This window comes from Paraburkholderia terrae (assembly GCF_002902925.1).
GTDB classification, from domain to species: Bacteria; Pseudomonadota; Gammaproteobacteria; order Burkholderiales; family Burkholderiaceae; genus Paraburkholderia; species Paraburkholderia terrae.
Genome location: NZ_CP026113.1, coordinates 2,174,070 through 2,199,262 on the forward strand (window position 1 = coordinate 2,174,070; position 25,193 = coordinate 2,199,262).

Consider the following 25,193-nt stretch of genomic DNA (forward strand, 5'->3'; position numbering starts at 1 on the left):
GACACTCGTCAGCGGACCGCCAGCCATTCGATGAAACACTCGCGGCGCCCGCCCTCACCGACACTCGCAGCGACCGCGTGCCAGCGTACTTCCCTGCGCAGCAGGCACCGTGAAACGCCGACGACACGCAATCAGAGCGACGGGTCAAGTGGCGTGATGCGCGCGAGCATCAGCGTATATTCCTCCGCGGCAATCTGGCGGAACTTCATGTCGATCACGGCCATGCGCTGGTCGTCGGCGATATCCGGAAAGAGCCGTTGCGCGGCATCTTTCAGCACGATGTCGGGATGCGCGACGCACGGCAGATCTTTCGACGCCGTCGAATCCAGCGCCTTCACCAGCAGATAGATGGGCACGACGTCCGCAAGACCGACGGGAACCAGCTTCGCCGCCGCATCGCCGAAATGGCGCCGCACGATCGCCTGCGAGCCGAGGCGCAGCATGTAGCGAAACGGCATGCCCGTGCGGATCGACAGCAGTACGGGGTCGACGGCCGCCACCTGCTCGACGGAGTTGATGCCTTCGGCCTCGAAGGTCGCGACGATCGGCAACGTCACTCCTTCGAGCGTGATGAGCCTGTCTGGCGCGTTCTCCGTCTTGTCCGCTTCGGTGAGTTGCGGAAAGCCGAAGCGGCGGATCAGTTTGAGCAGCGCATCCACTGGAAAGGTACCGAGCGCGAAGGCCATTGCCGCGCGTGCGCCGTCGGACTGCGTCGCATTGTTGATGACGAGCGCGAGTGGAATCGCGAGAAAAAGGCGCAGCGCGTACCAGTAGACGTCGGCGACGTTGAGCGACTTGCGGCGGATGGAGAGTACGGAATCGCTCACGACGAACATGAACGAGCCCGCGAACGACGCCATCAGCACGCGCTGGCTGATGCCATAGATGCAGCCGGACGATTCGCTCATCGCGCATGGCCTCACATCGAAAAAGCTCGTGCCGACGAGCCCCGCCGCCGCGTAGACGACGGCGAGCAGGATGAACACGGCGGGCACGAACGGCACGAGGCCGTATTGCTCATGATAGACGCGTGCGAACAGGCGCTCGCAGATGTCGAGCCGCTCGTCAGCCGCGCGCTGCCAATGTCCCGCCGCAGGACGCGGCGCCGGCGGCGAGCACGGTAGCGCGCCGGCGTCCTCTAGCGCGTAGATGAGCCGCTGCGACCAGAAGCGTTGCAGATACGCCGATAGTGCGCTGCCCTTCAGGCTGTTTTGAAACTCACGATAGCGCGTGAACCAGATAAGGCTCAGAAAGACGATGAGCGGCGTGCCGACCATGATCGTCGTGAACGCCGCGAGCATAACGGCGAGTTCGAGCGATGCGTCCTCGGCCTTCACGGCGTAATGGATGAATGCCGCGCCCGCGAGGTTGATCGCGATGAGGCCCACGGTCAGCATGATCGCGCGACGCGGGCCGGTGAGGTGGCTTTCGGTGAGAGGAGTGGGTTTGCGGTAGGTGCCCGATACCGGCAGGGTGGTGGAGGTGGTGGACATGGTGTGGCTCTCCAACGGTTTGCTCGTTACTCAGCGATGCAACATTTCATCCTGGCACATGCGCAGGCAATGAGCGATGCCTCGCTAGCGGTCAGATGCGAGTGAATGTGTCGAAGACCACATTCGATGCCCTGCCCCACTGGCGCGCTGGAAAATACCTGCTAAAACCCTAAACAAGACCCGCCTCGCGCGCGGAATGGTCAGAGATGCAATCCATGTATCGCACCGACGCCCCGCCCGATCCTGCTCTTCATCGGCCTCTTAATTAAAACAGCCTCATCACTCCATCGGCCTTGTCGCATCCGTTCGCATTCGCGCCATGCGTGCGGCGTAACCATGATTCGATGTCTCACGATATGGAGTACCACATGGACCAAACCACGTTCATGGCTGCGACGGGCAGCACCCAGGCGAGTGCCGCGCTGTGGCTCAACGCAGTGCAAGCCGCGATGGACCGCTTCCAGATCAACACGCCCGTGCGCCAGGCTGCGTTTCTGGCGGAAGTCGCGTTTGAAAGCGGCCGCTTTCCGCCTCCACCCGTGTCGGAAAACTTCAATTACTCGGTAGCAGGCCTGCAGTCGACATTCCGCTCGCTGACGTCCGCGCAATGCGCGAGCCTCGGGCGTCAACCCGGCGAGGCGCGCGTGCCACCCCAGCGCCAGCAGCAGATCGCCAACCTTGTCTACGGCGGCCGCTTCGGCAACGGCCCAGCCGCGACGGGCGACGGCTGGAGGTATCGCGGCTCGGGCCTGATGCAGTTGACGTTCAAGGACAACTTCGCCCGCGCGGGCCAGGCGATCGGCGCCGATCTCGTCGGCAATCCGGACCTCGTGCGCAACGACCCCGCCACCACCGCGCTGGTGTCCGCGTGGTACTGGCAATCGCACGGCTGCAACGAACTCGCCGACGCGAACAGCTTCAACGCGATCACGTCCCAGATCAATCCGGCGCACGCGGGCGACACGGACCGTCAGGCAGCATTCCAACTCGCGAGCAACGCGCTCCACGTATCGCATGCTGCCGGAGCGGGCGGCCCGGCCGTCGCGTGATGCCTTGATGACGGCGGCGGGCTTCATGATCATGCTGACGTGCAGGCATGAGTGAATTCGCCGCCGCTGACGAGCTTGCCCACCTTTTGATATTCGCGTTGCGTCGCGGATTGCGACACACGCCGCGCGAACCTGATCTCGATCTCGTGCTAATGGCGCGCCGCTACAACCGGTTGCGTGAGCGTTCCGCAACGGAAATCCATGGCCGCACACGCATGGCGTAAACGACTCTAAAGTTGTCGTTTGCGACAGTACCGCCGGAACCGCTCCGTCACTAGACTCATCTCCGTTGCACCTCAACATAAACAGTCACCGGAGAAGTCTTCATGAAGGTTTTCGCCATTGGTTCGATCCGTCAGGCGTTCACGCCGGAACAGCGGCAGCGCATCATGCCGAAGGAAGTCCCCGACACGCTCAAGCTCTACCTCGACGGCACCATCGAGCAATTCTGGTTCCGTGACGATCCGGCGACGCCGGGCGTCATCTTTCTCATGAACGTGGAATCGGTCGAGCACGCAAAGGCGGCAGTGGACGCGTTGCCGCTCACCGCCGAAGGTCTCATGAGTTTCGATCTGCTACCAGTCGGGCCGCTTGCGCCGCTTCGTTTGCTGATCCAGTAAAAGCAACGCTGCAGGTGCCGCCGTCGGTGATACGAGACGGCGGCACATCTTCAGGGCAGTTCGCTATCCGGCGCGAAGCGTCGCGCGTACTCTCGTGGACTCACACCCATTCGCCGCGTGAACGCTTTTCTTAGCACGTCGCCGCTGCCATAGCCGCACCGGCGCGCTATCTCTTCCATCGACCGCTCGCCGAGTTCGAGTGCGCGGCGAACGGCTTCGAGCCGTACATCTTCGACATATTTCGCGGGCGTCGTCTTCAATTCACGCTGAAACATGCGAATCAGGGTTCTCACGCTCGTCGACGCCTTGTCCGCCAGCATGTCGGTTGTCAGATCCGTATGCAGATGCTCGCTAATCCAGAGGCACAAATCGTCGATGCTTGAGCCCGACACGCGCTGCGATTGAAGGGCGACGCTAAATTGCGCCTGGCCACCTGGACGTCGCAGAAACAGGACCAGGTTTTTGGCGATCTCCAAAGCAGCGTCATTGCCCAGGTCTTCACCGACAAGAGCCAGTGCAAGATCGATTCCCGCCGATACCCCAGCCGACGTATACAAGTTGCCATCTTTCACCCAGATAGGCACGGGGTCGACCTGCACGCCGGGATATCGCTCGGCAAGGTGCTGCGTCATCCGCCAATGCGTCGTTGCCCTGCGGCCGTCCAGCAGCCCCGCTTCCGCCAGCGCAAACGCGCCGACGCAGATCGAGCACACGCGACGCGCTGTGTTCGAACGCTTCCGGAGCCAGTCTATGGCTGACTTGTCGAACCGGTCGATCGAATGGAAGCCAGTCGTCACGATCAATGTATCGATTGGCCTGTTTGACCGACGCTCTGTTTCGAGCGTTCGGTGGCCCTTGAGTCCGATACCTGTTTCGCTTTCCAGATGGACGTCCGAACCCGCGCACACCAGTTCGAGTGAATAAGGAGCCGGAGCGCCAGCGTGCAGCTGATTTGCGGAGGCGAACACTTCTGCAGGACCGATTACGTCGAGCGCGTCGACGGGCGGCAAACCGAGAATCACAACGCGCTTTCGCGTCGTACCCGATATCGGACCGGATGCTTTCCTCATCGACTGCTCCTGTGAAAACACGTCGTTTTTCATTTTGGCATAAATCGTCCAAAAACAGTCATATGTGACACGTGACGTGTTTATACACTCGATGGTCAAACTCGATACTGGAGGCTGTATGAGCACAATCGTTACCATCGGAGGAATCAGCGCTCCCGATTCCGACTTCACCCGTCAGGCAAACTCGCTCGTCGAACGCGTTCATTCAAAAGCGCTGCTGAACCACGTGCATCGAACGTGGTGGTTCGCCGAATTCCTCGGCAGAACGCGCGGTTTGAAATACGACCGAGAAGTCGTCTACCTTGCTTCCCTGCTTCACGACCTAGGCCTCACAGACGCATTTGCCGCCGATCAGCGCTTCGAAGTCGACGGCGCCGATGCCGCGAACCTGTTCCTGACCGCGAACGGCTACCCGGAACAAAAAGCGGAACTCGTGTGGGACGCGATCGCGCTTCATTCGAGCGCCGGCATCGCCGACCGCAAGCAGCCAGAAATCGCCCTGGTCTACATGGGCGCTCACGTGGACGTCTTTGGACTGCGGCTGGACGAAATCACGCCGTCGCTCGTCGACGATGTGCTGGCGCTCTATCCACGCGCCGGCTTCAAGGCGGCCTTTGCCGAAGCGCTGGCGGAAGTTGTCAGGAAGAAGCCCCACACGGCGTTGGGCACCGGTCTGGTCGATATCGGACATCGGCACGTACATGGTTTCGACTGCGCGAACGTATGCGACCTGCTCGAACACGCGCCGTTCGAAAGCTGAAACGCAGTGTTGCAGCAAAGATTCGTTGACTCGCATTTAGATGATGACTATCATCCAAAACATCGAATCACGGAGCGCAGAAAACCATGCGGAAGTCCAGGGAAGAAACGGCCGATACACGTCGGCGGATCGTCGAAGTCGCCAGCCGGGAATTCAGGACCAACGGCATTCAGGCAACCGGACTTGCCGATCTGATGTCCGAGGCGGGACTTTCGCATGGCGGCTTTTACCGGCATTTCGATTCCAAAGATCAACTGGTCGCGGAAGCATGCGAGTCGGGACTGACAGCGATCATCGGAAGACTCGAAGCAGCGGCGAGTGGATGCGAAGGAAAAAAAGGGTTCAAGGCCATCGTTGACGCGTATGTGTCGTCGTCGCATCGGGACGCGCCTGCGGACGGCTGTCCTCTTGCCGCGATGGGCAGCGAACTGGCGCGTGCGGACGAACAGACTCGCGCAGTCGCTTCGCGCGGATTTGATGAACTCGTCGACGTGTTGGCAAAGCGGAACGGACGGCGGCGGCGCGAGGCGGCAAGATCAGAGGCCGTCTTCGCACTGTCGGCGATGATCGGCGCGATCACGATGGCCCGAATCACAGACGACCCTGACGCAGCAGCAGCGATCCTGCAGGACGTCAGGCAACACCTCGAAGCAATGTAAGCGATACCGAGTCGTTGGAACGGAGTCGTAAGTACACGCGTAAAAATGTGCATATGCACTTCAAAAATTTCGAAGCATCCCCTGCACTCTTGGCGAGTGTTCAAACCGTTAGATTGGAGAGTTCATCATGAAGCAACGCAAATACCTCATTACTGGCGCCACCGGCAAAACGGGTGTCCACACCATTCGTCATCTTCTGAACGCCGGACATGCCGTTCGCGCCTTCGTACACAGCGAAGACGAGCGCAGCGAAGCACTGCGTAGTCAGGGCGCTGAAATCGTCGTTGGCGATCTTCTCGAACACGACGACGTGATCCGCGCCATGGTAGGCGTAACGGGTGCCTATCTGTGCTATCCCGTGCGTCCGGGCTTTATCCAGGCCACCGCGTATTTCGCGGACGCGGCGCGCCGCGCAGGTGTCGAAGTTGTCGTGGAGATGTCGCAGATTTCCGCGCGGGAAGATTCGCAGAGTCACGCCGCACGCGATCACTGGATTGCAGAACGCGTGATCGACTGGTCAGGCGTTCCCACCGTGCATATTCGCCCGACGTTCTTCTCCGAATGGCTCGTCTTCCCGTGGGTGCGCGATCAGATCGTGCAGGATGGCAAGATCACGCTGCCGTATGGCAACGGACGTCACGCGCCGATTTCCGGCGAGGATCAGGCTCGACTGATCGCGGCCGTGCTCACGAACCCGTCTGCGCACATCGGCAAGACCTATCCGCTGCTTGGACCGGTTGAGATGAACCAGCAGGAAATCGCCGATGAAATCGGCAAGGTTCTGGGTCGCAAGATCAGCTACAGCCCGTCGACGATCGAACAGTACCGTGAGCATCTCGAGAAATACAACCTGCCGGAGTTCATGATCCAGCACTTTCTCGCGATCGCCATCGATTACCAGAACGGCATTTTCTCGGGCGAGGACGGCGTGATCGGCAAGATCACGGGGCAGGCACCTCAAACCGTCAGTGACTTCGTCAAAGCGCATCGCCAGGTTTTCGAGCAGTAATCCGTGATGAATGCGGCTCGCGTTGTCGAACCGCGTTCTGCCCAAACGCCCTTCCTCACGCGACCCAACCAAGGAGTACATGCAATGAAACTCAGCGGCAACACTATCTTCATTACGGGAGCGACCTCGGGCATTGGCCGCGGACTCGCCGAAGCATTTCACAAGAAGGGCAACAAGGTCATTATCGGTGGGCGCCGGAAAGCGCTGCTGGATGAAGTGACGAAGGTCAATCCCGGCATGGACTCCGTCGAGATCGACGTGACCAACCCAGCGCAAATCGCAAGCGTGGCCGAGCACCTGATTAAAACGTATCCATCGCTGAATGTGGTCATCAACAACGCCGGCATCATGCCGTTCGACGATGTGACGGGGCCGCTCGACGATTCGCAAGCCGTGCATCTCATCAACACCAATCTGTTGGGCCCTGTGCGTATCAGCGGCGCGTTCATCGAGCATCTGAAGAAGCAGCCGGAAGCGTTCGTCATCAACAACAGTTCGGTTGTCGCTTACGTTCCGATGGCGATGTCAGCGCTGTACTCGGCAACGAAGGCTGCCATTCACTCGTACTCGCTGTCCCAGCGTTTCGCGTTGCGCGATACCTCCGTCCGTGTTCTGGAGATCGTGCCGCCGTGGGTGGATACCGATCTCGTCTACAAGAGCGGGGACCCACGCGCAATGCAACTGGAGCCTTTCATTGCAGAAGCATTTGCTCTGCTGGAACACGCGACCACAGAAGTCGTCGTCGAGTCGGCCCAACAGTTACGAAATAGCGCAGGACTGAACGAGCATGGCATCGTCGACTACTTCAATCAGATGTTGATTGATGAGCCTCTGCCTATGCCCTGACGTCTGGCGCGGTGGTCATCGAAACGTTGCATTCGCTTCGAGCAGTTGATGATGACGTGCTTCCGTTGCGTCATCGACGGGAAACATGCATTCGAGACGTAGCTCCTGCGCCGCGATGCTTTGCGGCGCGCCAACGCTCGTGACCATCGAAAAGTAACGAAGCACCTCTCCACCGTTGACGAACCCGATTGGAATGACGGGCATGGCGGGTGCAGCCCAGGACGCATGTCCCGTCTTCCAGTCGCGTGGTACATCTGGATAGGCAAGCAGTTCATCGAGCAGACGCGCGGTGCCGTCGTCTATTACACGGCCCACCGATTCCCGGTGTACCCGCTGCAGCAGGCTTCGCGCAACGCTGTCCCATTCGTCTACGAATGGGCGCATTCCCTGCGGATCGAACATCAGATGCAGCATGTTGCGCGGGCCTTTGCGCGCGGCCATGTCGATGAAGCAGTTGAAAAAGCGCGGCGCGGCGTCATTGGTCATCAGGACGTTCCAATGCCGGCCCATCACGATGGCGGGAAACGGTTCGTGCTGGCGAACGACCCGCTCCAGTGCGCGAACGACACCATGCATTTCCTGCGCATTCCACGGTGCCTCCGAATACACCGGCGCGTAACCAGCGGCGAGCAGCAGCGCATTGCGCTCGCGCAACGGCACGTCGAGCGCCTGCGCGAGAGTCAGCAGCGTCTCCCGGCCCGGCACACTGCGCCCGCTTTCAATAAAGCTGATCTGACGCTGCGAAATACCCGCTTCGAGCGACAGATCGAGCTGACTCACCCCGCGCACGTCACGCCAGTAACGGAGCAAGTTGCCGAGTTCGCCCGACGGCGTTTTTGAATCGCGGCTGCTGACATTCATCGGATTTCCTCCGATCGAAGCGGGTCACTATAACGGACTCACACGATGCCTGCACGCCAGACAAATTCTTCGAACGGCGCTTCGAGTCCCGGCTGCGTCACGCTACTCGTGTAGTTCGTGATGGTCGAAGCGGCAACCACCGCGATGACTTCGAGTAGTTGTTCGGCGCTGAATCCGGCATCGAAAAATCGCTGCTGGTCCGCGTCGGAAAGCCGCCCGCGCTGTTCGATCAACGTGCGCGCCGCTTTGGAAAGCGCCGCGAGTTGAGGGTCCGCAGGCGACGCACCGCGCCGGATCGCATCGACATCGGCGGACGATACGCCTTGCTTCAATGCGAGCGCCGTATGAAAGGCAACTGGCCATTCGCTGGCGTTTGTCACTGCATTGGTCAGCAGCAACGTTTGAATCTGCGGCTCGGTCAGACTGCTCGCATGCACTCGCTCGAACAGCCCGATGAAACCGTTGATCAGCACCGGCGACGCGGCCATCTTTGCGGCAACGTTCGGGATCGCGCCGAACGCCTGTTGCAGTTGCTGAAGCACGGGCTTCGATTGCAGCGGAGCGGATTCGAGCGTGTGAACGGGATAGCGGGACATGGTAGCTCCTTGGCTGTGAGCGCCACCGGATCGATTGGTGACGCGACAGCCAAAGAGTAGACGCCACGGTTCAGCGCGCCAATTACATCGCATGTAATCACCGCGCGGCCGATTAACCCTGTCCGCCCAGCGTCAGTCCGTGCTGCCCCTTGTACGCGGCCACTGCCGGCGTCGACCACCCTTCGAGCAGATCTGGCGCAAGCCGATAGATTTCGACGCCGAGCGGCCGGCACACCTCTAGCGGATCGCGCGCGTCCGGTCCCCACATCGGCAGAGAAAGATCGCCGCCGGGACAGGTCGACAGCGCGCAAAGCAGATCGATCTCCGCGAAGAACTCCAGATAATCGCCCTTCTTTGCCGGACATGCCTTCATGAAGTACTTGTCGTCGAGATTCAGACCTGTGCATTGAAAAACGTTGAGCACGTCGTGTACGTCGTACTCGGTCAGACCATACGGCGCAACCGCGCGCGTGAGATTCGAATGGCAATGAAAGTGAAAGTCTTCACCCGTCAGCATGCGGTTCACGTACGGGTCACAGCGCGTGCCGAGCAGATCGTGTACGCGACCGCCGTGCTCGTCGATGCCGTAACTGGCGAGACTGTCGTCGGTAATCGTCACCATCGGACGCAGAAACGGAAGTGTCGACCAGAGACGGTCTAACGTGCTGACGTGCGCGGCCTGCAACTGACGCGTGCGCGACGCCCACATCCGTTCGCGCGGATTGTGCAGGTTCCACATGTTGAGATCCGCCACCTGTGGCCCTTCGATCGTCACGATACGGAAGACATGCCCGGCGGGCACGGTCCACGCCTGTCCTGATCGAATCGGAATCACGATCGATTCGATCAACTCGCGGCCATCGTGCTCTGCAGCAATGCGTCGATAGAATGCCTTGTCGACGTCGAGCGCGGAGCCCTTGGTCGTTTGGTAGGCGGCAGGGTAGTTCAACATGAGATCGCTCCTTGATGAGGCGGCCGGCGTGTCCATGCTCTCGTGGCGCCGTTCGATACGCCCAGCCGCGAGATACGTCACAAATAGTCGAGCATTGCGTGCTCGGACTCCGTCAGATAGTCGGCGAGCGCTGCTTGCGCCTTGTCGAGATGGCCGCGCTCGATCAGCGCGAATATGCGCTGGTCTTTCGCAACCCACGGCTTCTGGAAGCGCTTTTCGTCCGGTGCGGACCCAAACACCAGCCGCAGTTGCGCGAGAATCGTCGTGAAGAATGCGTCGAACAACGCGCTGTGCAGCAAGCGCACGATATGTCGGTGAAACAGCAGGCTATACGTGCCGACGGCGCGCCAGTCTTCGCGTTCGAGGGCCTCTTGCGCGCAACGGATCGCTTCACGCATCAACGCGAGATCGGCTTCTTCGATGGGCTCTTCGCGCACCAGCGCCTGCAATTCGAGCGTGCGCCGCACGCGGTAGATATCGCGCACGTCGTGGCGCGTGAGCGTGCGCACGATCACGCCACGGTGCCGGTAATGCACTGCAAGCCCTTCGCGGCACAGCAGCCGCAGTGCTTCGCGCAGCGTATTGCGCGACACGTCGTGCAATTGCGTCAGATCGTTCTCGACGAGCGCCGTGCCGGGCAACAGCTTGCCCTCGATGATGTCGTCGCGGATCGTTGTCAGGATGCGGTCCGTCACTGACTGATCGGCCTCCGCAGCTGACGGTGCGGGCGCAGATTTAACGGACGTACGTACTGTTGTCATTCGTAAGCTCAGGCGATATGAACGTCTTTAAGAAAACTGGCGATGCGCGAGGTTTTCTGTTTCGCGAGTTCCAGTGGAGGACCATCGCTGAGTATCGTACCGCCTTCCATGAATATCACCCGGTCCGAGATGCGGAACGCGAATTTGATTTCGTGCGTGACGATGATCATCGTCATCCCGTCGCGCGCAAGCTGCTCGATGACTTTCAGTACTTCCTGCACGAGTTCCGGGTCGAGTGCGGAAGTCGGTTCATCGAACAGTACGATTGATGGCTGCATTGCCAGCGCGCGTGCAATCGCCACGCGTTGCTGCTGTCCACCCGACAACTGATGCGGATACTTGTGCGCATGCCCCGCCATGCCGACTTTCGCCAGAATCCGCATGCCGGATTCTTCGAGCGCGCTGCCCTTCAGACGGTTGTGATAACGCGGCGCGAGCGTCACGTTTTGTAGTACGGTCTTGTGCGGAAACAGATTGAAACTTTGAAACACCATGCCGATGTCAAGAATACCGCGCATGTAGTCGCCGTGTCGCGCCTTGTGATGACCGAGCAGCGTGGACTGCAGGAACGCGCGTCCGTGCAGGCGCACTTCGCCGTCATCGAGTGTTTCGAGGCCGTTTAGCGTACGGATCAGCGATGTCTTGCCCGAGCCCGACGGTCCGATGATCGACACGACCTCGCCGGCCTTCACCGTCAGATCAATGCCCTTGAGCACTTCGTGCTGGCCATAGCGCTTGCGAATGCCGACCGCTTCGAGTGCGCGTCCGGTGGCCCGGGAGTCGGCGGGTTTCGCAGCGGCATTCGATGCATCGACCGGTAGCACCGTGACGTCGATCATCACGGCATGCTTGCGGCGCGTGACGTCGAGGCGCTTTTCGAGCATCTTCAGCAGATGGCCGAACACCGTGACGATCAGCACGTAATAGAACGACACCGCGAGCATGGTCTCCAGCACCTTGAAGTTCTGCGTATAGAGACGCTCGCCAACCAGCAGTATTTCAGCAAGAGAAATCACCGACACCAGCGACGTCAGCTTGACGATCGTGATGTACTCGTTGATCAGCGACGGCAGCGCAACCCGGAATGCCTGCGGCAGCACGATCAGGCGTTGCAGCCCGACAAATCCGATGCCGAGCGCTCTGCCCGCTTCGAGTTGTCCCTTGTTGAGCGCGAGCAGACCGCCGCGATGAATCTCGGCGATATACGCGGTTTCGCTGATCGACAATGCGATCAGTCCCGCCCAGAACGGATCGGACAGCACGCCGCCCGACCACGGCAACACTTGTGGCAGGTTATAGACGAAGATCAGCAGCACCAGCAGCGGCAAGCTTCGGAACAGCCAGATATAAGCACCACACGCGACGCGCAACGGCAAGAGCGTGGATTGCTTGCCAAGCGCAAGCATGAATCCCGCGACGATGCCGATCAACCATGTCGCCACGCTCAGTTCGACGACGAGCCACGCAGCTTTCCAGAATGCCGCGTCGACGAGTAGCGACGCCGCGTAATGCCAATCGAACAACATGCGACTCCCCTTCCCGCGCGCTGCGATGCGAAGCGCGCGTGGCGATGCGAGCCGTCAGGCCCGCCAGACAATGGAAAAACGCGGCGTTACTTCTGCGCGCTTCCCAGCGCGAGGGCGATGTCGCCGCCCGTCGGTTCGGCGACGTTGTATTGCTTGAGCAGCGCCGCGTATTCGCCCGACGACTTCATCGACGCCAATGCAGTCTTCAACTGCGACAGCAGCGCGTCATTGCCCTTCTTCACGCCAAGGCCGATCACCACCGGGTAGAGCGGCACCGTCGACGTAATCGCCACGCGACCGCCAAGCCGGTTCGCCGTGATCTGCGCGACAGCCGAATCTTCGAACTGCGCATCGACGGCATGCGACAGCACGGCTTGCGCCGCTTCCGGCGAGGTCTCGAACTCGCGCACATCGATGGCGCCGCGCCCCGCCGGGACGCACACCTTGCCCGATACATCGGCGAGCTTCGGAATCCACGACGCGCCCTTGATCGAACTGACCCGCTTGCCGCACAGATCTTCCGGTGTCTTAGGCGCGAAACCCGCGCCGCTGAGCGCGAGCAGCGAGCCGCCCGTCTTCAGGTAAGGCAGAAAGTCGATCTGCTTGGCGCGCTCGGGCGTCACGTACAGCGCAGACGCAATCACGTCGAACCGGTTGGCGTTGACGCCAAGAATCAGATTCGCGAAGCGCGTGTCGACGAACGACGGCTTGAGCTTCAGATGCGTGGCGAGTTTGCCCATGAACGCGGGATCGAAGCCGGCGGGCGTCCCGTTGTCCAGATAGTCGTAAGGCGGATACGTGAGGTCTGCGCCAATTTGCAGACTCTCGGGTGCGACGGTCCCGGCCGCGGCGGCAACGCTGGCGTGAGTCGCCACGCACAGGGGCACGATCGCGGCGGCGATCTTCATCGTGTGCGACAGGCCCTTGAGGGCCGACTTCGGAAAAATGTGGGCTTTCATGAGGGTCTCGCTCGTCGGGTGGTCGGTTACATTGTTCAACAATGTACAAACTATTGTTGAACAATAAATGAAATGCAAGCGTTTTTTCGTCGCGATGAAAACGTAGGTGGGTTCGACCGGAAAGGAAGGGAACGGCGAAGGTTTCGAGAGAAGTAGGACACCGGGCACTGTCGCCTGACGTTTCGCCGGGATGTCCGGCGAACCCTATGTTTGTGCAGCGACTAACATACGAGCCCGCCTCAATGCTGAACAATGACCCAGTCAGCGCGCCGCCACATACGGCTATAGAACGGGCGGCATCGCGCAACGCGCCGAGGTGGCGTCGATCACCTGGTTGCCAATGAGAAGAACGCACAATGCGTGACTTGCCGACGGTATGGGGAGACCGAAGATGGGCATCATTCGCAAGCGTCTAGCGACGCCGGACGAGCCATGCGACGTGGCGCCAGGCGATGAGCCAGCACAAGATGGCTCCGCGCAGCCGCTCGATGAACCGACTTCGTCCAGCCCCGCTGCGCCTGAGGCTCATCATGCGCCCGACGTGCCCAGCAAACCTTTGCGCCGCTCCAAACGGACACCCGATGTCACTCGCCCGCTGGTGATCATGCGAGTGCAGTCCCGGCCGAAACAACTCCCCGTCGCCAAGGAAGGCGGCGCGCCCGACTGGAGTCTGAGCGCCGGCGTGGCGACCGTCCTGTTCGGCTTCGTGATCGCGTTCGGCACTTACGTTACGTTGACTCAGCGGGAAGCCGTGCAAAGCCGTATGGGGCACTTCGCCAACGTGGACAAACCGCACCCGGCGAAGCGCGATAGTTCGGCGTCGCCGGGTCAACCTGCTTTGGATGTGGCACAGGCCGCGCGCGCGCCGATCGACACGCCACCCGTTCCGGTTGCTGTACACGACACCGCGATACCCCACACGGCTGCCAGCGATGCGGCAAACGCGAGCGTTACCGTCACCCATGAACCTCCGCCCAAGCCACCCGTAACGGCAGCGGCGGCGACCGCTGCACCTGCGCCCAGCACTCCCACCAGCAAGCGGAACGTTGCAAGCGCAACCGCCGCTGCCGTGCGCGCGGCCCCGAAAACGACCGCTCAGGATTCAAGTGCGACCACGACACAAGCCCGCGCTGCGCCGACCATATCGAAGGAGCGACGGACTAGCCCGCAAACTGCGAGAACGGCCTGCGGCGCGCTTGGGTCGTGTGACCAGAACATTGCGCATGTCGAACAAGCGACGCATGAGCCGGCAACTGTGCGGCCTCCCGTAAAGAGCGCGACGACGACAACGGTGATACGAGAGGCTGCAGGTGGCGTACCGGCCGCACCTGTCGCGCAACTCGTTCCGCCGTCGGCACAAGCTGAATCACACACTGAAGCCGCAGCGGCTCTTTCGCTCACCGTGAACAAGAACCTGTTTCGACAGCATTAGAATGTGCCGTCAGTGTGCGGTTCGCGGCGCGGATCTTGAGGCGTAGTGTGGTTTTCCCCGCCACGGCCGCAATGAACAAGCCGCCCTTAGCCCCCGCAGCCACCAGCCTGAACGCATGACAGATATCGATTTTGTGCGTCCGCCTTGCAAAGTTCTGCCCGTCTGTCGCCGTAATTTCCACACGCACCGATGTCCCGATTGTAATTGTCGATGCAATTGGTCTTGACGTCGTTGCAATTCGGCGCGGCAAGGCACCCGAATGAGAGGCCCGCTAAAACGCCCATCAAAATGCTCTTCATGGTTGCTCTCCTTGCTGCGAGGCTCGATCAAAACGAACCGATCCAGATCTGCACGACATACGTCACCAAGTCGGGTGTCGACGCACGCATCGGCGTACACGTGCGGAGTTCTAACATGGACATTGACACCGTCGAGTGGCCGCTTTCGCGTGTCACGATCTACACGTCGATTGTGCCCCTTCGGCGAGGTCGGTGGGCGCCCGCTTCTCACGGATCAGAGGGTTAGCAACGGGTCGCCTGCTGTCTCCGCCCTCCTTCGCGGGGGCAGTTTTATATACCTTGCGGCCATATGAGACGAGTCCTCGAAAGACGCAGACCTCAGTCGATCGCTCGTCGCGGCAGGAATACGAACTGCATAAAGCGGACCCGATTCGGCCACTGGATCCCGGTCCTTCAATCGCGGCTTCCAGGGGCCGACAGTTTCGGATTGCCGGCAGAAGCCGTCCAGCATGTGACATAGAGCTTCACTTCCCCAAAAAGACCGCGGCATCACGTCTGATCTTGGCGACGTTTGGCGAATACTTTGAAAGGGGCATACCATGCATACAGAACTGCTGAATCTAATCAAAGGACAAAGCCATCGCGGCACGAGTTCTTTGAGGCTTGCGCTGAATGCGTTATACGCGTGTTTGTACGCGCTTACCTCGGCATGCTGGTACGGCCGCGACTGGCAGCGGCGAATGACGTCGAGCCGCGGGCAGACGTTTCGAAAGAGCCATGAACTCCCACCCTACGGGTTTGACCGCATTCGTGTTCGCTGGCGGTGGTAGCCTCGGTGCGATCGAGGTTGGCATGCTGCGCGAATTGCTCAAACGCGGTGAGCATCCGGGCTGCCTCGTGGGCGCCTCCGCGGGTGCGATCAACGCAGCGTATTTCGCCGGACGACCGGACGGCGATGGGGTCGCAAGGCTCGAAGCGCTCTGGTGCAAGATCCGGCGGCAGGACATCATGCCGCTTTCCATGCTTGGGCTGCTCGCGATGATTCTGCGCAGCCGTGCGCACCTCGTCGAGGCGAACGCATTGCGCCGGCTGCTGGAGACGCATTTGTCGTACGAACGAATCGAGCAGGCGACCTTGCCGCTTCACATCGTCGCGACCGATATGCTTAGCGGCGACGAAATCGTTCTTTCAACCGGTCCTGTGGTGAACGCCGTGCAGGCGAGCGCGGCGATACCCGGCGTGTTTCCGCCGGTGCGTATCGATGGCGTGGATCTCGTCGATGGCGGCGTTGCCAACAACACACCGATCTCGGTGGCGGTCGCGCTCGGTGCAACGCGCATCATCGTACTGCCGGCTGGCTTCGCATGCACGTTGCGTGCGCCGCCGCGTAGCGCGATCGCGCAGGCCCTGCATGCACTGACGCTCGTCATCGCACGTCAGCTCGTGCGCGACCTGGAGTTCTATTCGACACGTGCGCAGATCTATGTCGTTCCACCGTTGTGTCCACTCGATGTTTCGCCCTACGACTATACGCAGTGCGCCCAACTGATCGAACGGGCCGCGCAGAAGACGCATGCGTGGCTCAGTGATGGAGGCCTGGAGCGCGCGTTGATTCCTGGTGAGCTACGCGAGCATGCCCACGCCGCGCATTGACAGCACAAGTGAGCGGAGACGAGCCGATCACGCGAATTTTGGCTCTGCCTGTACGAGTTCTCCGCGGCTAGTGCTGAATGATCTTGCTCAGAAAATCCTTTGTACGCGGCTGCCGGGCCGTCGGATTGCCGAAGAACTCGTCGCGCGTGCAGTCTTCGAGAATGCGCCCGCCGACATCCATGAAGACGATGCGACTACCGACGCGTGAAGCAAATCCCATCTCATGCGTCACACACATCATGGTCATGCCGTCGTCTGCGAGCGCGGTCATCACGTCAAGCACCTCGCCGACCATTTCCGGATCGAGCGCTGATGTAGGTTCGTCGAACAACATGACAACGGGATCCATCGATAACGCACGAGCAATCGCAACGCGCTGTTGCTGCCCGCCCGACAACGTGCCCGGATATTTGTCCTTGTGGGCCAGGAGGCCGACGCGAGCGAGCATTTTGAGGCCACGTGTTCGTGCCTCGTCGAAGCTGCGTCCGAGCACCTTCGTCTGCGCGAGCGTGAGGTTGTCGGTGACGCTCAGATGCGGGAACAGCTCGAAATGCTGAAAGACCATACCGACACGGCTACGCAGCTTCGGCAGGTCCGTGCGTGGCGAATTGACGTGCGTGCCATCAATATGAATAGTACCTTTCTGGATTGCTTCGAGCGCATTGATGGTCTTGATCAGCGTCGATTTGCCTGACCCCGAAGGCCCGCATACGACAACAACTTCGCCCATCGCGATCGACAAGGAGCATCTGTCCAGCACCTGGACCGTGCCGTACCACTTCGAGACATCGCGCATTTCGATCATGGGCTTCATCTGGCTCATGGATATCCTTCAACGAATAATCTGAACTCGCGTCTGCACGAGTCGCACAGCCGTGGACAACGCCATGCAGACGAGGAAGTACACGACTGCGGCAAGCAGGTAAGCTTCCACCGGCCGGCCGACATTCTTTCCAGCGGTTTCGAATCCCTTTAGCAGGTCGTACGCGCCGATGGCATAGACGAGCGAGGTGTCCTGAAACAGGATGACGACTTGCGTCAGAAACACCGGCAGCATGTTGCGGAACGCCTGCGGCAGCACGACGAATCGCATGTTTTGCCCGTACGTCATCCCGAGCGCAAAGCCCGCATTGAACTGCCCTCGTGCAATAGCCTGAATCCCCGCGCGGACGATCTCAGAGAAGTACGCCGCTTCGAAGGCGACGAACGTCACGATCGCCGACATTTCCGCGCCGACGGGTCTGCCCGTCACGAACGGAATGATGAGGAAGAACCACAGCAGCACCATGACCAGCGGAACGGAGCGCATGATGTTGACGTAAATGGCGACCGGCCGTTCGAGAGCCGGTTTGCCGAGCAACCGCACAAGTGCCAGCACCGTACCGAAGCAGATTCCGCCGAGCGTCGCGACGATGGTCAGCCACACGCTGTAGCCCAGACCTTTCGCGACGAATGGCGCGACGACATCCCAGCGGAAGAAATCGAGGTCGAGAGTGCCTGGCATCGCTTCGACTCCTCAATGAACGGCGGCGGCGCCAGCCGACCCGAACCCAGGAATCCGCGCCCTGCGCTCGATGACATGCATCAGGCGGTTCACGCCGAAGGCCGTCAATCCATACAATACAGTGGCCGCGAGATACATCTGAATGGGTGCGGCGGTTTCCTCTCCCGCCTGTCGGGCGAAGAACGTCAACTCGGTGATAGAGACGGCAAAGGCGACAGACGAATTCTTCACGACGTTCATCGCCTCCGACGTGAGCGGCGGAATGATGATGCGCAAGGCGATCGGCAAAAGCACATGGCGATAGGTTTGCGCTGTGGTCAGCCCAAGCGCGAGCGCCGCATGACGCTGACCGCGCGAAAGCGAGCGGATGCCAGCGCGCACCTGCTCCGCGATGCGCGCCGACGTGAACAAGCCGATCGCAACGATGACGAGCAACGCGGGCGAGCACTTCTTGAGCAGCGGAAAGGCATCGGGAATGACGAAGTACCAAAGAAAGATCTGAACGAGCAACGGAATGTCGCGGAAAAGCTCAACCCACGCCGCGCCAAGTGACGCAAGCCACGGTCTGTCCGGCAACGTGCGCAACGTTCCCACAGCCACGCCGACGATCAACGCGACCAGCAGCGCGCCGAGCGAGACCGTCAACGTCCAGCTCCATGCCGAAAGAATCCAGTTCAGATAGGTCTGGTCGCCACGGCTGCCGAAGCAGTCTGCGATCACATCGCCCGTCGTCGTTTCCTTGCAGAACACGCTCCAGTCCAGCGCCATCTCCTCTCTCCCTGTGTCGACACCATTTCATTACCGCGCCGCGTAGCTTTCCATCGGCAGATCGTTTGGCTGCGCCCACAGCTTGACCAGCGCCTCGGGCGGCTCCATGTTCATCCGGATTCCGCGTGGGGGAATCGGCTGAACAAACCATTTGCTCCACAGCGTTTTCATCTCGCCGCTGGCGTCCATCTTTCGGATCGTGCCGTCAACGACCTTCTTGAAGTCGGGATCGTCCTTGCGGAACATGATGGCAATCGGTTCCGTGTTGAACGGCTCGCCCGTGACCGTGTAAGCGGCCGGGTTGCGCGAGATCGCGATGGTCGCGCGCAGCACGCCCTGATCGAGCACCCACGCATCGGCGCGACCCGATTCAAGCATCAGGAAGCTATCGGCGTGATCCTTGCCGTAGAGGTCCGTCCAGTTCAGGCCCGCCGCGCGTTCATGCTGACGCAGGTGCTGGATCGCAGTCGTTCCCGTCGTCGCCACCACCGTTCTGCCGGACAGGTCGCGCAGGTTACGAATGCCTGAATCCGCCCTTACGGCCATGCGATCTTCTTCGATATAGGTCGTGACCGAGAACGCGACGTCCCGCGCACGCGCCTGGTTGTTCGTCGTCGAACCGCATTCGAGATCCACCGTACCGTTCTGCACGAGCACGACACGATTCTGCGAATTGACGGTCTGATACTTCACATCGAGCTTAGGCAAGCCCAGCTGCGTTTGAATGGCGGAGACAATCTGTTTGCAGATGTCCATCTGAAAGCCGATGGGCTGGCCGTCGCTGCCCGTGTACGACAGCGGAATCGAACTGTCCCGCACACCCAGCGTGATCGACTGCGACGCCTTGATTTTCGCGAGCGTGGATTCTTCCGCTGCGGCGATCTGGGTCGTCATCTGGGTCGTTAAGCAGCAGGCCATTGCGACAAGCATCCATGTTTTCATCGTCATCCTCCGATTCTTGCGAGTCCGCGAATTGCAGTTTGTGGACACATGCTCGGATGCGCAAAAAGCCACGTCTATTCCGATTTCAGGAAGAGTTCGATACGTCGAGCCTATTGAAACGGCGATAAAAAACGGCGATGCCAATCGACATCGCCGCCAGGTGTTACGGGAGGAAAGTTTCGAAAAATCGATGCCGATGTGCTATTCGCCCAGCCCGTGCGCTGCCAGCACCTTATGAAGCCATGCCTGATCGCGAGCGCCCGTAGCGATCTCATCCTTGATGCGAGACTCGTTCGCAGCAATCTTCGCGACTGCATCGAGGATTCTTCGTGCGTCGCTCGCCGGAAAGGACACGACACCGTCTTCGTCTCCGACAACCAGATCGCCCGGCGCAACGACTTGTCCGCCGACAGACACGGGCACGTTGATCGTGCCCGGTCCGACTTTATAAGGCCCACGATGACTCGTACCGCGCGCATAGCAAGGGAAATCGGCCTCGAAAAACGCAGCGCTGTCGCGGATAGCGGCGTCCAGCACGAAGCCTGCGCATCCGCGCTGTTGCGCGTAAAGCATGATGAGTTCGCCGACCAGTGCGTTGGTCGTGTCCGCTCCGCCGTCCACGACGAGGACGTGACCGGGCGACATATCCATCAACGCCTTGTAGATCAGAAGATTGTCGCCAGGGCGTGTCTTGACGGTAAACGCGGTGCCGACCAGCTTCCGGCTGCGGTGATATCGCGTCAGGCCGACCACACCTGAAACGCGCTGAAGGCTGTCGCTGATATGCGGCGTCACGATCTGCCGTAGCGCCTCGACGATCTCGGACGGCGCCAGCGCGGGCGGCGGATGAATATTGAACTCGGAACTCGACACGGCAATGCTCCTCTTCGGTGGCGGATCACTTCCCGCAAACACGCGGGAGAGCGCGGCCAATATCGAGCTTCGTATCCATTCTGTAAATTCCGAAGATCGGAACGAATCGTTCTGCCGGGCGTATCGAATATGCCGTGTCCTAAGCTCGATCCGTCCGCCTCTTGCGCACCGCCGGTGCCTTCCCCACCTGAACCATTCTGCTCCTGGATAGCGCTTCAACGGCTGTGTCGACGATCGGATTCGCCCTCTCCGTAGACCATGCGACGGCCGTAGTGACGACAGTGACCGCCTCTTTCAGAGGCCGGAATACAACGTTATCCGCCGCCATCTTTTTCAGCGAATCGGGCACGAGCGCGATGCCCTGTCCACATCCGACGAAAGCGATTTGCGACGCCACAGAGCGCACTTCGTGCAACACGCGTGGCGAAAACCCTGCGCCTCGACAAGTCGCGATGATGCTGTCGTAGTAATTCGGACTGAAGTGCCGCGAAAACATGACGAACGCTTCGTCCGCAAGCGATGCAAGCCGCACGCGCGGCAATTCTGCAAAGCGGTGCGTCTTCGGCAAGGCCACAGCGAGGCGGTCCTGCTTGAGCGCCAACGACTGAATTGACGGCCCCTGCTCTCCCTCGAGACGCGCGAATGCAAGATCGATGTCGCCGCGCTCGAGTGCTGGCACCGCCTCGACACTGTCGATCTCTTTGACCGAGACGGTTAGCTGGGGAAACTGCGCCTTCAGATGCTCGATGAAAGGCGGGAGCGTATCGATCATCGCGGACGCGATGGCGCCGATCGTCAATACACCGCTTTTTCCCTGCGTCGCTTCCTGTACTGCCAGTTCCAGACGTTCGAGTTGCTCGGCGAATTTTCGAACGGCCGGCAGGATTGCAGCGCCGACCTGCGTGAGCTTCGCGCCATGCCGTCCGCGCTCGAACAACTTGACCTTCAGCGCCTGTTCGAGCACCTGGATCTGTTCGGTCAAAGGCGGCTGGGACATACCGAGTCGCTGGGCGGCACGGCCGAAATGTTCTTCTTCGGCGACGGCGAGAAACAACCATAAATGGCGAACGAGTCGAAAGTTGATCATGACATTGATAGCTTCGGCGTATGAAAGGGTTCCGTTCTTCGGAATTTACATTTGCGACTCTAACGCCGAGACTGCAAGCTCTGCAACGCATCTGGCCATTGACCATGACGCCCCCTTCCCTGCTCGAACGGCTTGCCTCGCTGGATTCCAACACGGTTTCCGATGCGCTCGATTTTCTTGGTCTTCCCGGCGCCACCTTTGGTATCCGGCCGCTTTGGGACTGCCCGCGCGTCGTCGGACGCGCGAGCACGATTCAGCTCGGGCCCAAGACGGATGCGACGCCGACTGTTCATCTCATCACCCCCGTGATCGACGAAATTCGCACGGGCGACCGCGTTCTCGTCATTGCCGGCGGCCTCGAAGGCATTTCGTGCTGGGGCGACATCATCGCCAATGCGGCGACGGCAAAAAAGATTCGCGGCTCGGTGATAGACGGATGTAGCCGCGATATCGAAGGCAGCGAATCAATCGGCTATCCCGTGTTCGGGCGCGGCATCACGATGATCAGCGCACGCAATCGCGTCGCGCAGATCAGTTCCGGCAAGCCCGTGAGGTTCGCGGGCGTCGTCGTGCATGAAAACGATTATGTCGTCGCGGATCGCTGCGGCACGGTGTTCGTGCCCGCCGCGCGTATTGAAGAAGTCGTCGATCTTGGCGAACGCATAGCAAAACGTCAGGACGGCATGGTGATGGCCGTTCGCGCGGGCCGCGCCGTTGCGGAAGTCATGCACGACAAGGAATTCGAAGCCATCTACGTCAAGGAAGCCAAATGAGCGCTGAAGACAAGGAACTCGTCGCCCTTTTTGAAGGACTGGACACGCCCGGCGTCTCTGATGCAATGGACAAGCTCGGCCTGCCCGGCCAATGTCTCGGGATCGCTGCACTGGACGACTACCGGAAAACCGTCGTCGGTCCGGCCTTCACGGTCAAGTATGTGAGCGCGAGCACGCCGCCGGGCAGCGTCGGCGATTTCATCGACGATGTCGCAGAAGGCGATGTGATCGTCATCGACAACGATGCCCGAACGGACTGCACTGTTTGGGGCGACATCATGACCCAGTATGCAGGCGCGCGCAAAATCGCGGCGACCGTGATCGACGGCGTGTGCCGCGACGTGGCCAAAGCGCTCGACGACGGCTATCCCATGTTCAGTCGCGGACGCTTCATGCGAACCGGCAAGGATCGCGTGCAAGTGGAGTCGATCAATGCACCCGTTTCGATCGGCACGGCGCGCGTGAGCGCGCGCGACATCGTCGTCGCGGATGCGAACGGGGTCGTTGTCGTGCCGCGCAAGCGCGCAATCGAAGTTGCCGCGCTAGCGCGCAAGATCGAGGAAACGGAATCGCAGATCCGCGCGCGTATCGCGGATGGCATGACGCTCGGCGAAGCGCGTGCGGCGCTCGGCTATCACATGTTGCAGAGGAAGTCGTGATGGATCAATCTGCTCATCGGCTCAATGTGAATCTCGCGCGTGCGCGGCCTTCGGCAACCTATCGGATGATGGATCGCGCTGCAGCGCGGCGAGCAAGCGGTGCCAGCGTCATCTCGTTGAGCGCAGGCGAACCGGACTTCGATACACCCGACCACGTTCGGGAAGCTGCAATCGAAGCAATCCGCGCCGGGCATACGCGCTACACGCAAGTCGCCGGCATGCGCAGCCTGCGCGAAGCGGTTGCTGGGAAGTTTCAGCGCGAGAATGGACTAGACGTCGGCTGGCAGGACACCATCGTGTGCGGCGGCGGCAAACAGGTCATCTACAACGCGCTGGCTGCAACCCTCAACGGGGGCGACGAAGTCATCGTGCCGGCGCCGTACTGGGTGAGTTATCCGGAGATGGTCGCGCTTTGCGGCGCACGCGCTGTCGTCGTGCCGTGCGGCATCGAAAGCGGATTCAAACTGACACCGCACGCGCTTTTGAAAGCGATCGGCCCACGCACGCGATGGGTCATCCTCAATTCGCCCTCGAATCCGACGGGCGCCGTCTATACGCGCGACGAACTGGCCGCCCTGGCAGATGTATTACTCGCGCATCCGCATGTCCTCGTGCTGTCGGACGATATCTATGAACATCTGATTTTCGATGGCGCGCCTTTCTTCACGATCGCTCAAGTCGAGCCTCGGCTCGCGGCACGCACGCTGACGATGAACGGCGTCTCCAAAGCCTACGCGATGACGGGCTGGCGCATCGGCTACGGAACAGGTCCGCGCTGGCTGCTCGATGCGATGGAAAAGCTGCAGGGTCAGCAGACCTCGGGCGCGAGTTCGATCTCACAATACGCCGCGCTTGCTGCGCTGACCGGTCCGCAGGACTTCATCACCGAATCGTGCATGGCGTTCGAACGCCGGCGCAACCTCGTGGTCGACCTGATCAATGCCGTGCCAGGATTGACGTGCCCGATACCAGGCGGTGCTTTCTACGCATTTGCGTCATGTTCGGCCCTGATCGGCCTGACCACTGCAGGCGGCACGACGCTTCGCAGCGACGAGGATGTTGCGGCAACCCTACTCGACGAAGCAGGCGTAGCGACGGTTCATGGCAGCGCGTTCGGGCTCGGCCCGTACATCCGGATCGCGTATGCGCTCGACGACATGGCGCTGACGGGTGCATGTCGCGCTATCAAAACGTTCTGCTCATCGCTTTCAGGGGGAGGGCTCGTCAGACATGGCTGAACTCAAAAAGGAAAACGTAACGCTCGTGGTGGAAGGCGTTACGCTCGATCTGGCAGTCATGCGGCGCGCGGGGAACCGCGCGCCAATACTCTTTCTGCACGGATTCGGGTCAACAAAGGAAGACTACGCCGATATCGTGCGTTATCCGGCGTTCGACGGCCATCCTGTCATCGCCTATGATGCACCCGGCTGTGGCGCAACATACTGTGCTGATCTGTCGAAGATATCGGTGCCCTTTCTTGTTTCGACTGCAAAGGCCGTACTCATGCACTACGGAGTTGAGCACTTCCATCTGGTAGGCCATTCGATGGGCGGACTGACCGCCCTCATGCTCGCCGACGAAATACGCGCGGGCGTACTCAGCTTCGTCGATATCGAAGGCAATGTCGCTCCGGAAGACTGTTTCCTGAGCCGGCAGGTGAACGACTATCCTGCGGCGGACTCGCAATCCTTCTTCGACCAGTTCATAGAACGCACATGGCATTCGCCATTCTTCTCGTGTCCGCTCTATGCCGCGAGTTTGCGACATAAGGTGCGTGCTGACGCGGTGCGACACATTTTCCGCTCGATGGTGGAACTCTCGGATAATGCGTGCCTCATGGACCGCTTCCTCGAACTGCCATTTCCCCGAATGTTCATGTATGGTGAGCAGAACGCATCGCTTTCCTATTTGCCAACGCTTCGCGAGCACGGCGTGCAACTGGCTGAAGTGAGTCACAGCGGCCACTTTCCGATGTACTCGAATCCAGTAGAGATGTGGCAACGGATCGCGCAGATCATCGGACCGGTGCCACACTGATGGGAGAGCGGCGCCGCACGGCCGATCGTAGCGACACGTGTCTACATCGATCGCCTATAGCGATT

General features: G+C 60.4%; 27 protein-coding genes. 12 read left to right on the plus strand and 15 right to left on the minus strand.

Going from position 1 to position 25,193, the window contains the following annotated elements; genetic code table 11:
- Positions 1-131: 131 nt before the first annotated feature.
- Positions 132-1,493, minus strand: a complete 1,362-nt coding sequence (locus C2L65_RS39495; protein ID WP_042305233.1) for a hypothetical protein — start codon at positions 1,491-1,493, stop codon at positions 132-134.
- A 368-nt stretch (positions 1,494-1,861) separates the two neighbouring features.
- Between C2L65_RS39495 and C2L65_RS39500 the strand changes: the two genes are divergently transcribed.
- The 3 genes from C2L65_RS39500 to C2L65_RS39505 all read left to right on the plus strand — a co-directional run bounded on the left by C2L65_RS39500 (position 1,862) and on the right by C2L65_RS39505 (position 3,162).
- Positions 1,862-2,542 (plus strand): glycoside hydrolase family 19 protein, encoded by a 681-nt coding sequence (locus tag C2L65_RS39500; RefSeq protein ID WP_042305234.1) that lies wholly within the window; start codon positions 1,862-1,864, stop codon positions 2,540-2,542.
- A gap of 47 nt (positions 2,543-2,589) precedes the next feature.
- The gene (locus tag C2L65_RS45885; protein ID WP_156132248.1) at positions 2,590-2,766 is read left to right on the plus strand and encodes a hypothetical protein; all 177 of its coding nucleotides are present in this window, start codon (positions 2,590-2,592) and stop codon (positions 2,764-2,766) included.
- A 102-nt stretch (positions 2,767-2,868) separates the two neighbouring features.
- On the plus strand, positions 2,869-3,162 hold the full coding sequence (locus C2L65_RS39505; RefSeq protein ID WP_007736881.1) for a hypothetical protein: 294 nt from the start codon (positions 2,869-2,871) through the stop codon (positions 3,160-3,162).
- Between the two features lie 50 nt (positions 3,163-3,212).
- Here C2L65_RS39505 and C2L65_RS39510 read toward each other — a convergent pair whose 3' ends face one another.
- Positions 3,213-4,232: a GlxA family transcriptional regulator gene (locus C2L65_RS39510; protein WP_042305357.1), complete on the minus strand. Its 1,020-nt coding sequence runs from the start codon at positions 4,230-4,232 to the stop codon at positions 3,213-3,215.
- Between the two features lie 118 nt (positions 4,233-4,350).
- On the opposite strand from C2L65_RS39510, the gene C2L65_RS39515 reads away from it, so the two are divergent.
- From C2L65_RS39515 to C2L65_RS39530, 4 genes are all read left to right on the plus strand, one after another.
- Positions 4,351-4,992, plus strand: a complete 642-nt coding sequence (locus tag C2L65_RS39515; protein WP_042305235.1) for an HD domain-containing protein — start codon at positions 4,351-4,353, stop codon at positions 4,990-4,992.
- An 86-nt stretch (positions 4,993-5,078) separates the two neighbouring features.
- Complete coding sequence (locus C2L65_RS39520) at positions 5,079-5,651, plus strand: TetR/AcrR family transcriptional regulator (RefSeq protein ID WP_042305236.1); 573 nt, start codon at positions 5,079-5,081, stop codon at positions 5,649-5,651.
- A 127-nt stretch (positions 5,652-5,778) separates the two neighbouring features.
- Positions 5,779-6,660 (plus strand): NmrA family NAD(P)-binding protein, encoded by an 882-nt coding sequence (locus C2L65_RS39525; RefSeq protein WP_042305237.1) that lies wholly within the window; start codon positions 5,779-5,781, stop codon positions 6,658-6,660.
- Positions 6,661-6,744: 84 nt separating this feature from the next.
- Positions 6,745-7,506, plus strand: coding sequence for an SDR family oxidoreductase (locus tag C2L65_RS39530; RefSeq protein WP_042305238.1), 762 nt, complete (start codon positions 6,745-6,747; stop codon positions 7,504-7,506).
- 15 nt (positions 7,507-7,521) lie between these two features.
- Here the strand turns inward: C2L65_RS39530 and C2L65_RS39535 are convergent, their stop codons facing one another.
- The 7 genes from C2L65_RS39535 to C2L65_RS45890 all read right to left on the minus strand — a co-directional run bounded on the left by C2L65_RS39535 (position 7,522) and on the right by C2L65_RS45890 (position 14,892).
- A complete protein-coding gene (locus C2L65_RS39535; RefSeq protein ID WP_042305239.1) occupies positions 7,522-8,367 on the minus strand; it encodes a helix-turn-helix domain-containing protein in 846 nt (281 codons plus the stop codon).
- Between the two features lie 38 nt (positions 8,368-8,405).
- Entirely contained in the window at positions 8,406-8,963 is a 558-nt protein-coding gene (locus C2L65_RS39540) for a carboxymuconolactone decarboxylase family protein (RefSeq protein WP_042305240.1), read from the minus strand.
- Between the two features lie 112 nt (positions 8,964-9,075).
- Entirely contained in the window at positions 9,076-9,915 is an 840-nt protein-coding gene (locus C2L65_RS39545; RefSeq protein ID WP_042305241.1) for an urea carboxylase-associated family protein, read from the minus strand.
- Positions 9,916-9,992: 77 nt separating this feature from the next.
- Positions 9,993-10,676, minus strand: coding sequence for a GntR family transcriptional regulator (locus C2L65_RS39550; protein ID WP_208647222.1), 684 nt, complete (start codon positions 10,674-10,676; stop codon positions 9,993-9,995).
- Between the two features lie 8 nt (positions 10,677-10,684).
- Positions 10,685-12,202 (minus strand): amino acid ABC transporter permease/ATP-binding protein, encoded by a 1,518-nt coding sequence (locus C2L65_RS47185; RefSeq protein WP_042305243.1) that lies wholly within the window; start codon positions 12,200-12,202, stop codon positions 10,685-10,687.
- 86 nt (positions 12,203-12,288) lie between these two features.
- Positions 12,289-13,161 carry an ABC transporter substrate-binding protein gene (locus C2L65_RS39560; RefSeq protein WP_042305244.1) on the minus strand — a complete coding sequence of 291 codons (873 nt, stop codon included), beginning with the start codon at positions 13,159-13,161 and terminating at the stop codon, positions 12,289-12,291.
- Positions 13,162-14,679: 1,518 nt separating this feature from the next.
- The gene (locus C2L65_RS45890) at positions 14,680-14,892 is read right to left on the minus strand and encodes a hypothetical protein (protein WP_156132249.1); all 213 of its coding nucleotides are present in this window, start codon (positions 14,890-14,892) and stop codon (positions 14,680-14,682) included.
- A 717-nt stretch (positions 14,893-15,609) separates the two neighbouring features.
- Between C2L65_RS45890 and C2L65_RS39575 the strand changes: the two genes are divergently transcribed.
- Positions 15,610-16,485: a patatin-like phospholipase family protein gene (locus C2L65_RS39575; protein WP_042305247.1), complete on the plus strand. Its 876-nt coding sequence runs from the start codon at positions 15,610-15,612 to the stop codon at positions 16,483-16,485.
- A 67-nt stretch (positions 16,486-16,552) separates the two neighbouring features.
- Here the strand turns inward: C2L65_RS39575 and C2L65_RS39580 are convergent, their stop codons facing one another.
- From C2L65_RS39580 to C2L65_RS39605, 6 genes are all read right to left on the minus strand, one after another.
- Positions 16,553-17,290 carry an amino acid ABC transporter ATP-binding protein gene (locus C2L65_RS39580; RefSeq protein ID WP_042305358.1) on the minus strand — a complete coding sequence of 246 codons (738 nt, stop codon included), beginning with the start codon at positions 17,288-17,290 and terminating at the stop codon, positions 16,553-16,555.
- Between the two features lie 27 nt (positions 17,291-17,317).
- On the minus strand, positions 17,318-17,989 hold the full coding sequence (locus tag C2L65_RS39585) for an amino acid ABC transporter permease (protein ID WP_042305248.1): 672 nt from the start codon (positions 17,987-17,989) through the stop codon (positions 17,318-17,320).
- Positions 17,990-18,001: 12 nt separating this feature from the next.
- Positions 18,002-18,757, minus strand: a complete 756-nt coding sequence (locus C2L65_RS39590) for an amino acid ABC transporter permease (RefSeq protein ID WP_042305249.1) — start codon at positions 18,755-18,757, stop codon at positions 18,002-18,004.
- Positions 18,758-18,787: 30 nt separating this feature from the next.
- Positions 18,788-19,699: an amino acid ABC transporter substrate-binding protein gene (locus C2L65_RS39595; RefSeq protein WP_052426804.1), complete on the minus strand. Its 912-nt coding sequence runs from the start codon at positions 19,697-19,699 to the stop codon at positions 18,788-18,790.
- Positions 19,700-19,900: 201 nt separating this feature from the next.
- A complete protein-coding gene (locus tag C2L65_RS39600; RefSeq protein WP_042305360.1) occupies positions 19,901-20,572 on the minus strand; it encodes an RraA family protein in 672 nt (223 codons plus the stop codon).
- A gap of 139 nt (positions 20,573-20,711) precedes the next feature.
- Complete coding sequence (locus C2L65_RS39605) at positions 20,712-21,659, minus strand: LysR substrate-binding domain-containing protein (RefSeq protein ID WP_042305250.1); 948 nt, start codon at positions 21,657-21,659, stop codon at positions 20,712-20,714.
- A 104-nt stretch (positions 21,660-21,763) separates the two neighbouring features.
- On the opposite strand from C2L65_RS39605, the gene C2L65_RS39610 reads away from it, so the two are divergent.
- Genes C2L65_RS39610 through C2L65_RS39625 form a run of 4 tightly spaced genes read left to right on the plus strand, consistent with a single transcriptional unit; the run spans position 21,764 to position 25,128 of the window.
- The gene (locus C2L65_RS39610) at positions 21,764-22,432 is read left to right on the plus strand and encodes an RraA family protein (protein WP_042305251.1); all 669 of its coding nucleotides are present in this window, start codon (positions 21,764-21,766) and stop codon (positions 22,430-22,432) included.
- Positions 22,429-23,091: an RraA family protein gene (locus C2L65_RS39615; protein WP_042305252.1), complete on the plus strand. Its 663-nt coding sequence runs from the start codon at positions 22,429-22,431 to the stop codon at positions 23,089-23,091. The genes C2L65_RS39610 and C2L65_RS39615 overlap by 4 nt, the downstream gene beginning before the upstream one ends.
- Positions 23,091-24,329: a pyridoxal phosphate-dependent aminotransferase gene (locus tag C2L65_RS39620; RefSeq protein WP_042305253.1), complete on the plus strand. Its 1,239-nt coding sequence runs from the start codon at positions 23,091-23,093 to the stop codon at positions 24,327-24,329. Before C2L65_RS39615 ends, C2L65_RS39620 begins: the two co-directional genes overlap by 1 nt.
- Positions 24,322-25,128 carry an alpha/beta fold hydrolase gene (locus tag C2L65_RS39625; RefSeq protein ID WP_042305254.1) on the plus strand — a complete coding sequence of 269 codons (807 nt, stop codon included), beginning with the start codon at positions 24,322-24,324 and terminating at the stop codon, positions 25,126-25,128. Before C2L65_RS39620 ends, C2L65_RS39625 begins: the two co-directional genes overlap by 8 nt.
- Positions 25,129-25,193: the final 65 nt, after the last annotated feature.

Coding starts and splice junctions, on each gene's coding strand:
- C2L65_RS39535 (WP_042305239.1), bottom strand. CDS start 8,367: ATGAATGTCAGCAGCCGCGATTCAAAAACGCCGTCGGGCGAACTCGGC.
- C2L65_RS39525 (WP_042305237.1), top strand. CDS start 5,779: ATGAAGCAACGCAAATACCTCATTACTGGCGCCACCGGCAAAACGGGT.
- C2L65_RS39620 (WP_042305253.1), top strand. CDS start 23,091: ATGGATCAATCTGCTCATCGGCTCAATGTGAATCTCGCGCGTGCGCGG.
- C2L65_RS39580 (WP_042305358.1), bottom strand. CDS start 17,290: ATGATCGAAATGCGCGATGTCTCGAAGTGGTACGGCACGGTCCAGGTG.
- C2L65_RS39530 (WP_042305238.1), top strand. CDS start 6,745: ATGAAACTCAGCGGCAACACTATCTTCATTACGGGAGCGACCTCGGGC.
- C2L65_RS39495 (WP_042305233.1), bottom strand. CDS start 1,493: ATGTCCACCACCTCCACCACCCTGCCGGTATCGGGCACCTACCGCAAA.
- C2L65_RS39615 (WP_042305252.1), top strand. CDS start 22,429: ATGAGCGCTGAAGACAAGGAACTCGTCGCCCTTTTTGAAGGACTGGAC.
- C2L65_RS47185 (WP_042305243.1), bottom strand. CDS start 12,202: ATGTTGTTCGATTGGCATTACGCGGCGTCGCTACTCGTCGACGCGGCA.
- C2L65_RS39605 (WP_042305250.1), bottom strand. CDS start 21,659: ATGATCAACTTTCGACTCGTTCGCCATTTATGGTTGTTTCTCGCCGTC.
- C2L65_RS39515 (WP_042305235.1), top strand. CDS start 4,351: ATGAGCACAATCGTTACCATCGGAGGAATCAGCGCTCCCGATTCCGAC.
- C2L65_RS39585 (WP_042305248.1), bottom strand. CDS start 17,989: ATGCCAGGCACTCTCGACCTCGATTTCTTCCGCTGGGATGTCGTCGCG.
- C2L65_RS45890 (WP_156132249.1), bottom strand. CDS start 14,892: ATGAAGAGCATTTTGATGGGCGTTTTAGCGGGCCTCTCATTCGGGTGC.
- C2L65_RS39595 (WP_052426804.1), bottom strand. CDS start 19,699: ATGAAAACATGGATGCTTGTCGCAATGGCCTGCTGCTTAACGACCCAG.
- C2L65_RS39500 (WP_042305234.1), top strand. CDS start 1,862: ATGGACCAAACCACGTTCATGGCTGCGACGGGCAGCACCCAGGCGAGT.
- C2L65_RS39575 (WP_042305247.1), top strand. CDS start 15,610: ATGAACTCCCACCCTACGGGTTTGACCGCATTCGTGTTCGCTGGCGGT.
- C2L65_RS39545 (WP_042305241.1), bottom strand. CDS start 9,915: ATGTTGAACTACCCTGCCGCCTACCAAACGACCAAGGGCTCCGCGCTC.
- C2L65_RS39510 (WP_042305357.1), bottom strand. CDS start 4,232: ATGAGGAAAGCATCCGGTCCGATATCGGGTACGACGCGAAAGCGCGTT.
- C2L65_RS39625 (WP_042305254.1), top strand. CDS start 24,322: ATGGCTGAACTCAAAAAGGAAAACGTAACGCTCGTGGTGGAAGGCGTT.
- C2L65_RS39550 (WP_208647222.1), bottom strand. CDS start 10,676: ATGACAACAGTACGTACGTCCGTTAAATCTGCGCCCGCACCGTCAGCT.
- C2L65_RS39610 (WP_042305251.1), top strand. CDS start 21,764: ATGACGCCCCCTTCCCTGCTCGAACGGCTTGCCTCGCTGGATTCCAAC.
- C2L65_RS39560 (WP_042305244.1), bottom strand. CDS start 13,161: ATGAAAGCCCACATTTTTCCGAAGTCGGCCCTCAAGGGCCTGTCGCAC.
- C2L65_RS39520 (WP_042305236.1), top strand. CDS start 5,079: ATGCGGAAGTCCAGGGAAGAAACGGCCGATACACGTCGGCGGATCGTC.
- C2L65_RS39505 (WP_007736881.1), top strand. CDS start 2,869: ATGAAGGTTTTCGCCATTGGTTCGATCCGTCAGGCGTTCACGCCGGAA.
- C2L65_RS45885 (WP_156132248.1), top strand. CDS start 2,590: ATGAGTGAATTCGCCGCCGCTGACGAGCTTGCCCACCTTTTGATATTC.
- C2L65_RS39540 (WP_042305240.1), bottom strand. CDS start 8,963: ATGTCCCGCTATCCCGTTCACACGCTCGAATCCGCTCCGCTGCAATCG.
- C2L65_RS39590 (WP_042305249.1), bottom strand. CDS start 18,757: ATGGCGCTGGACTGGAGCGTGTTCTGCAAGGAAACGACGACGGGCGAT.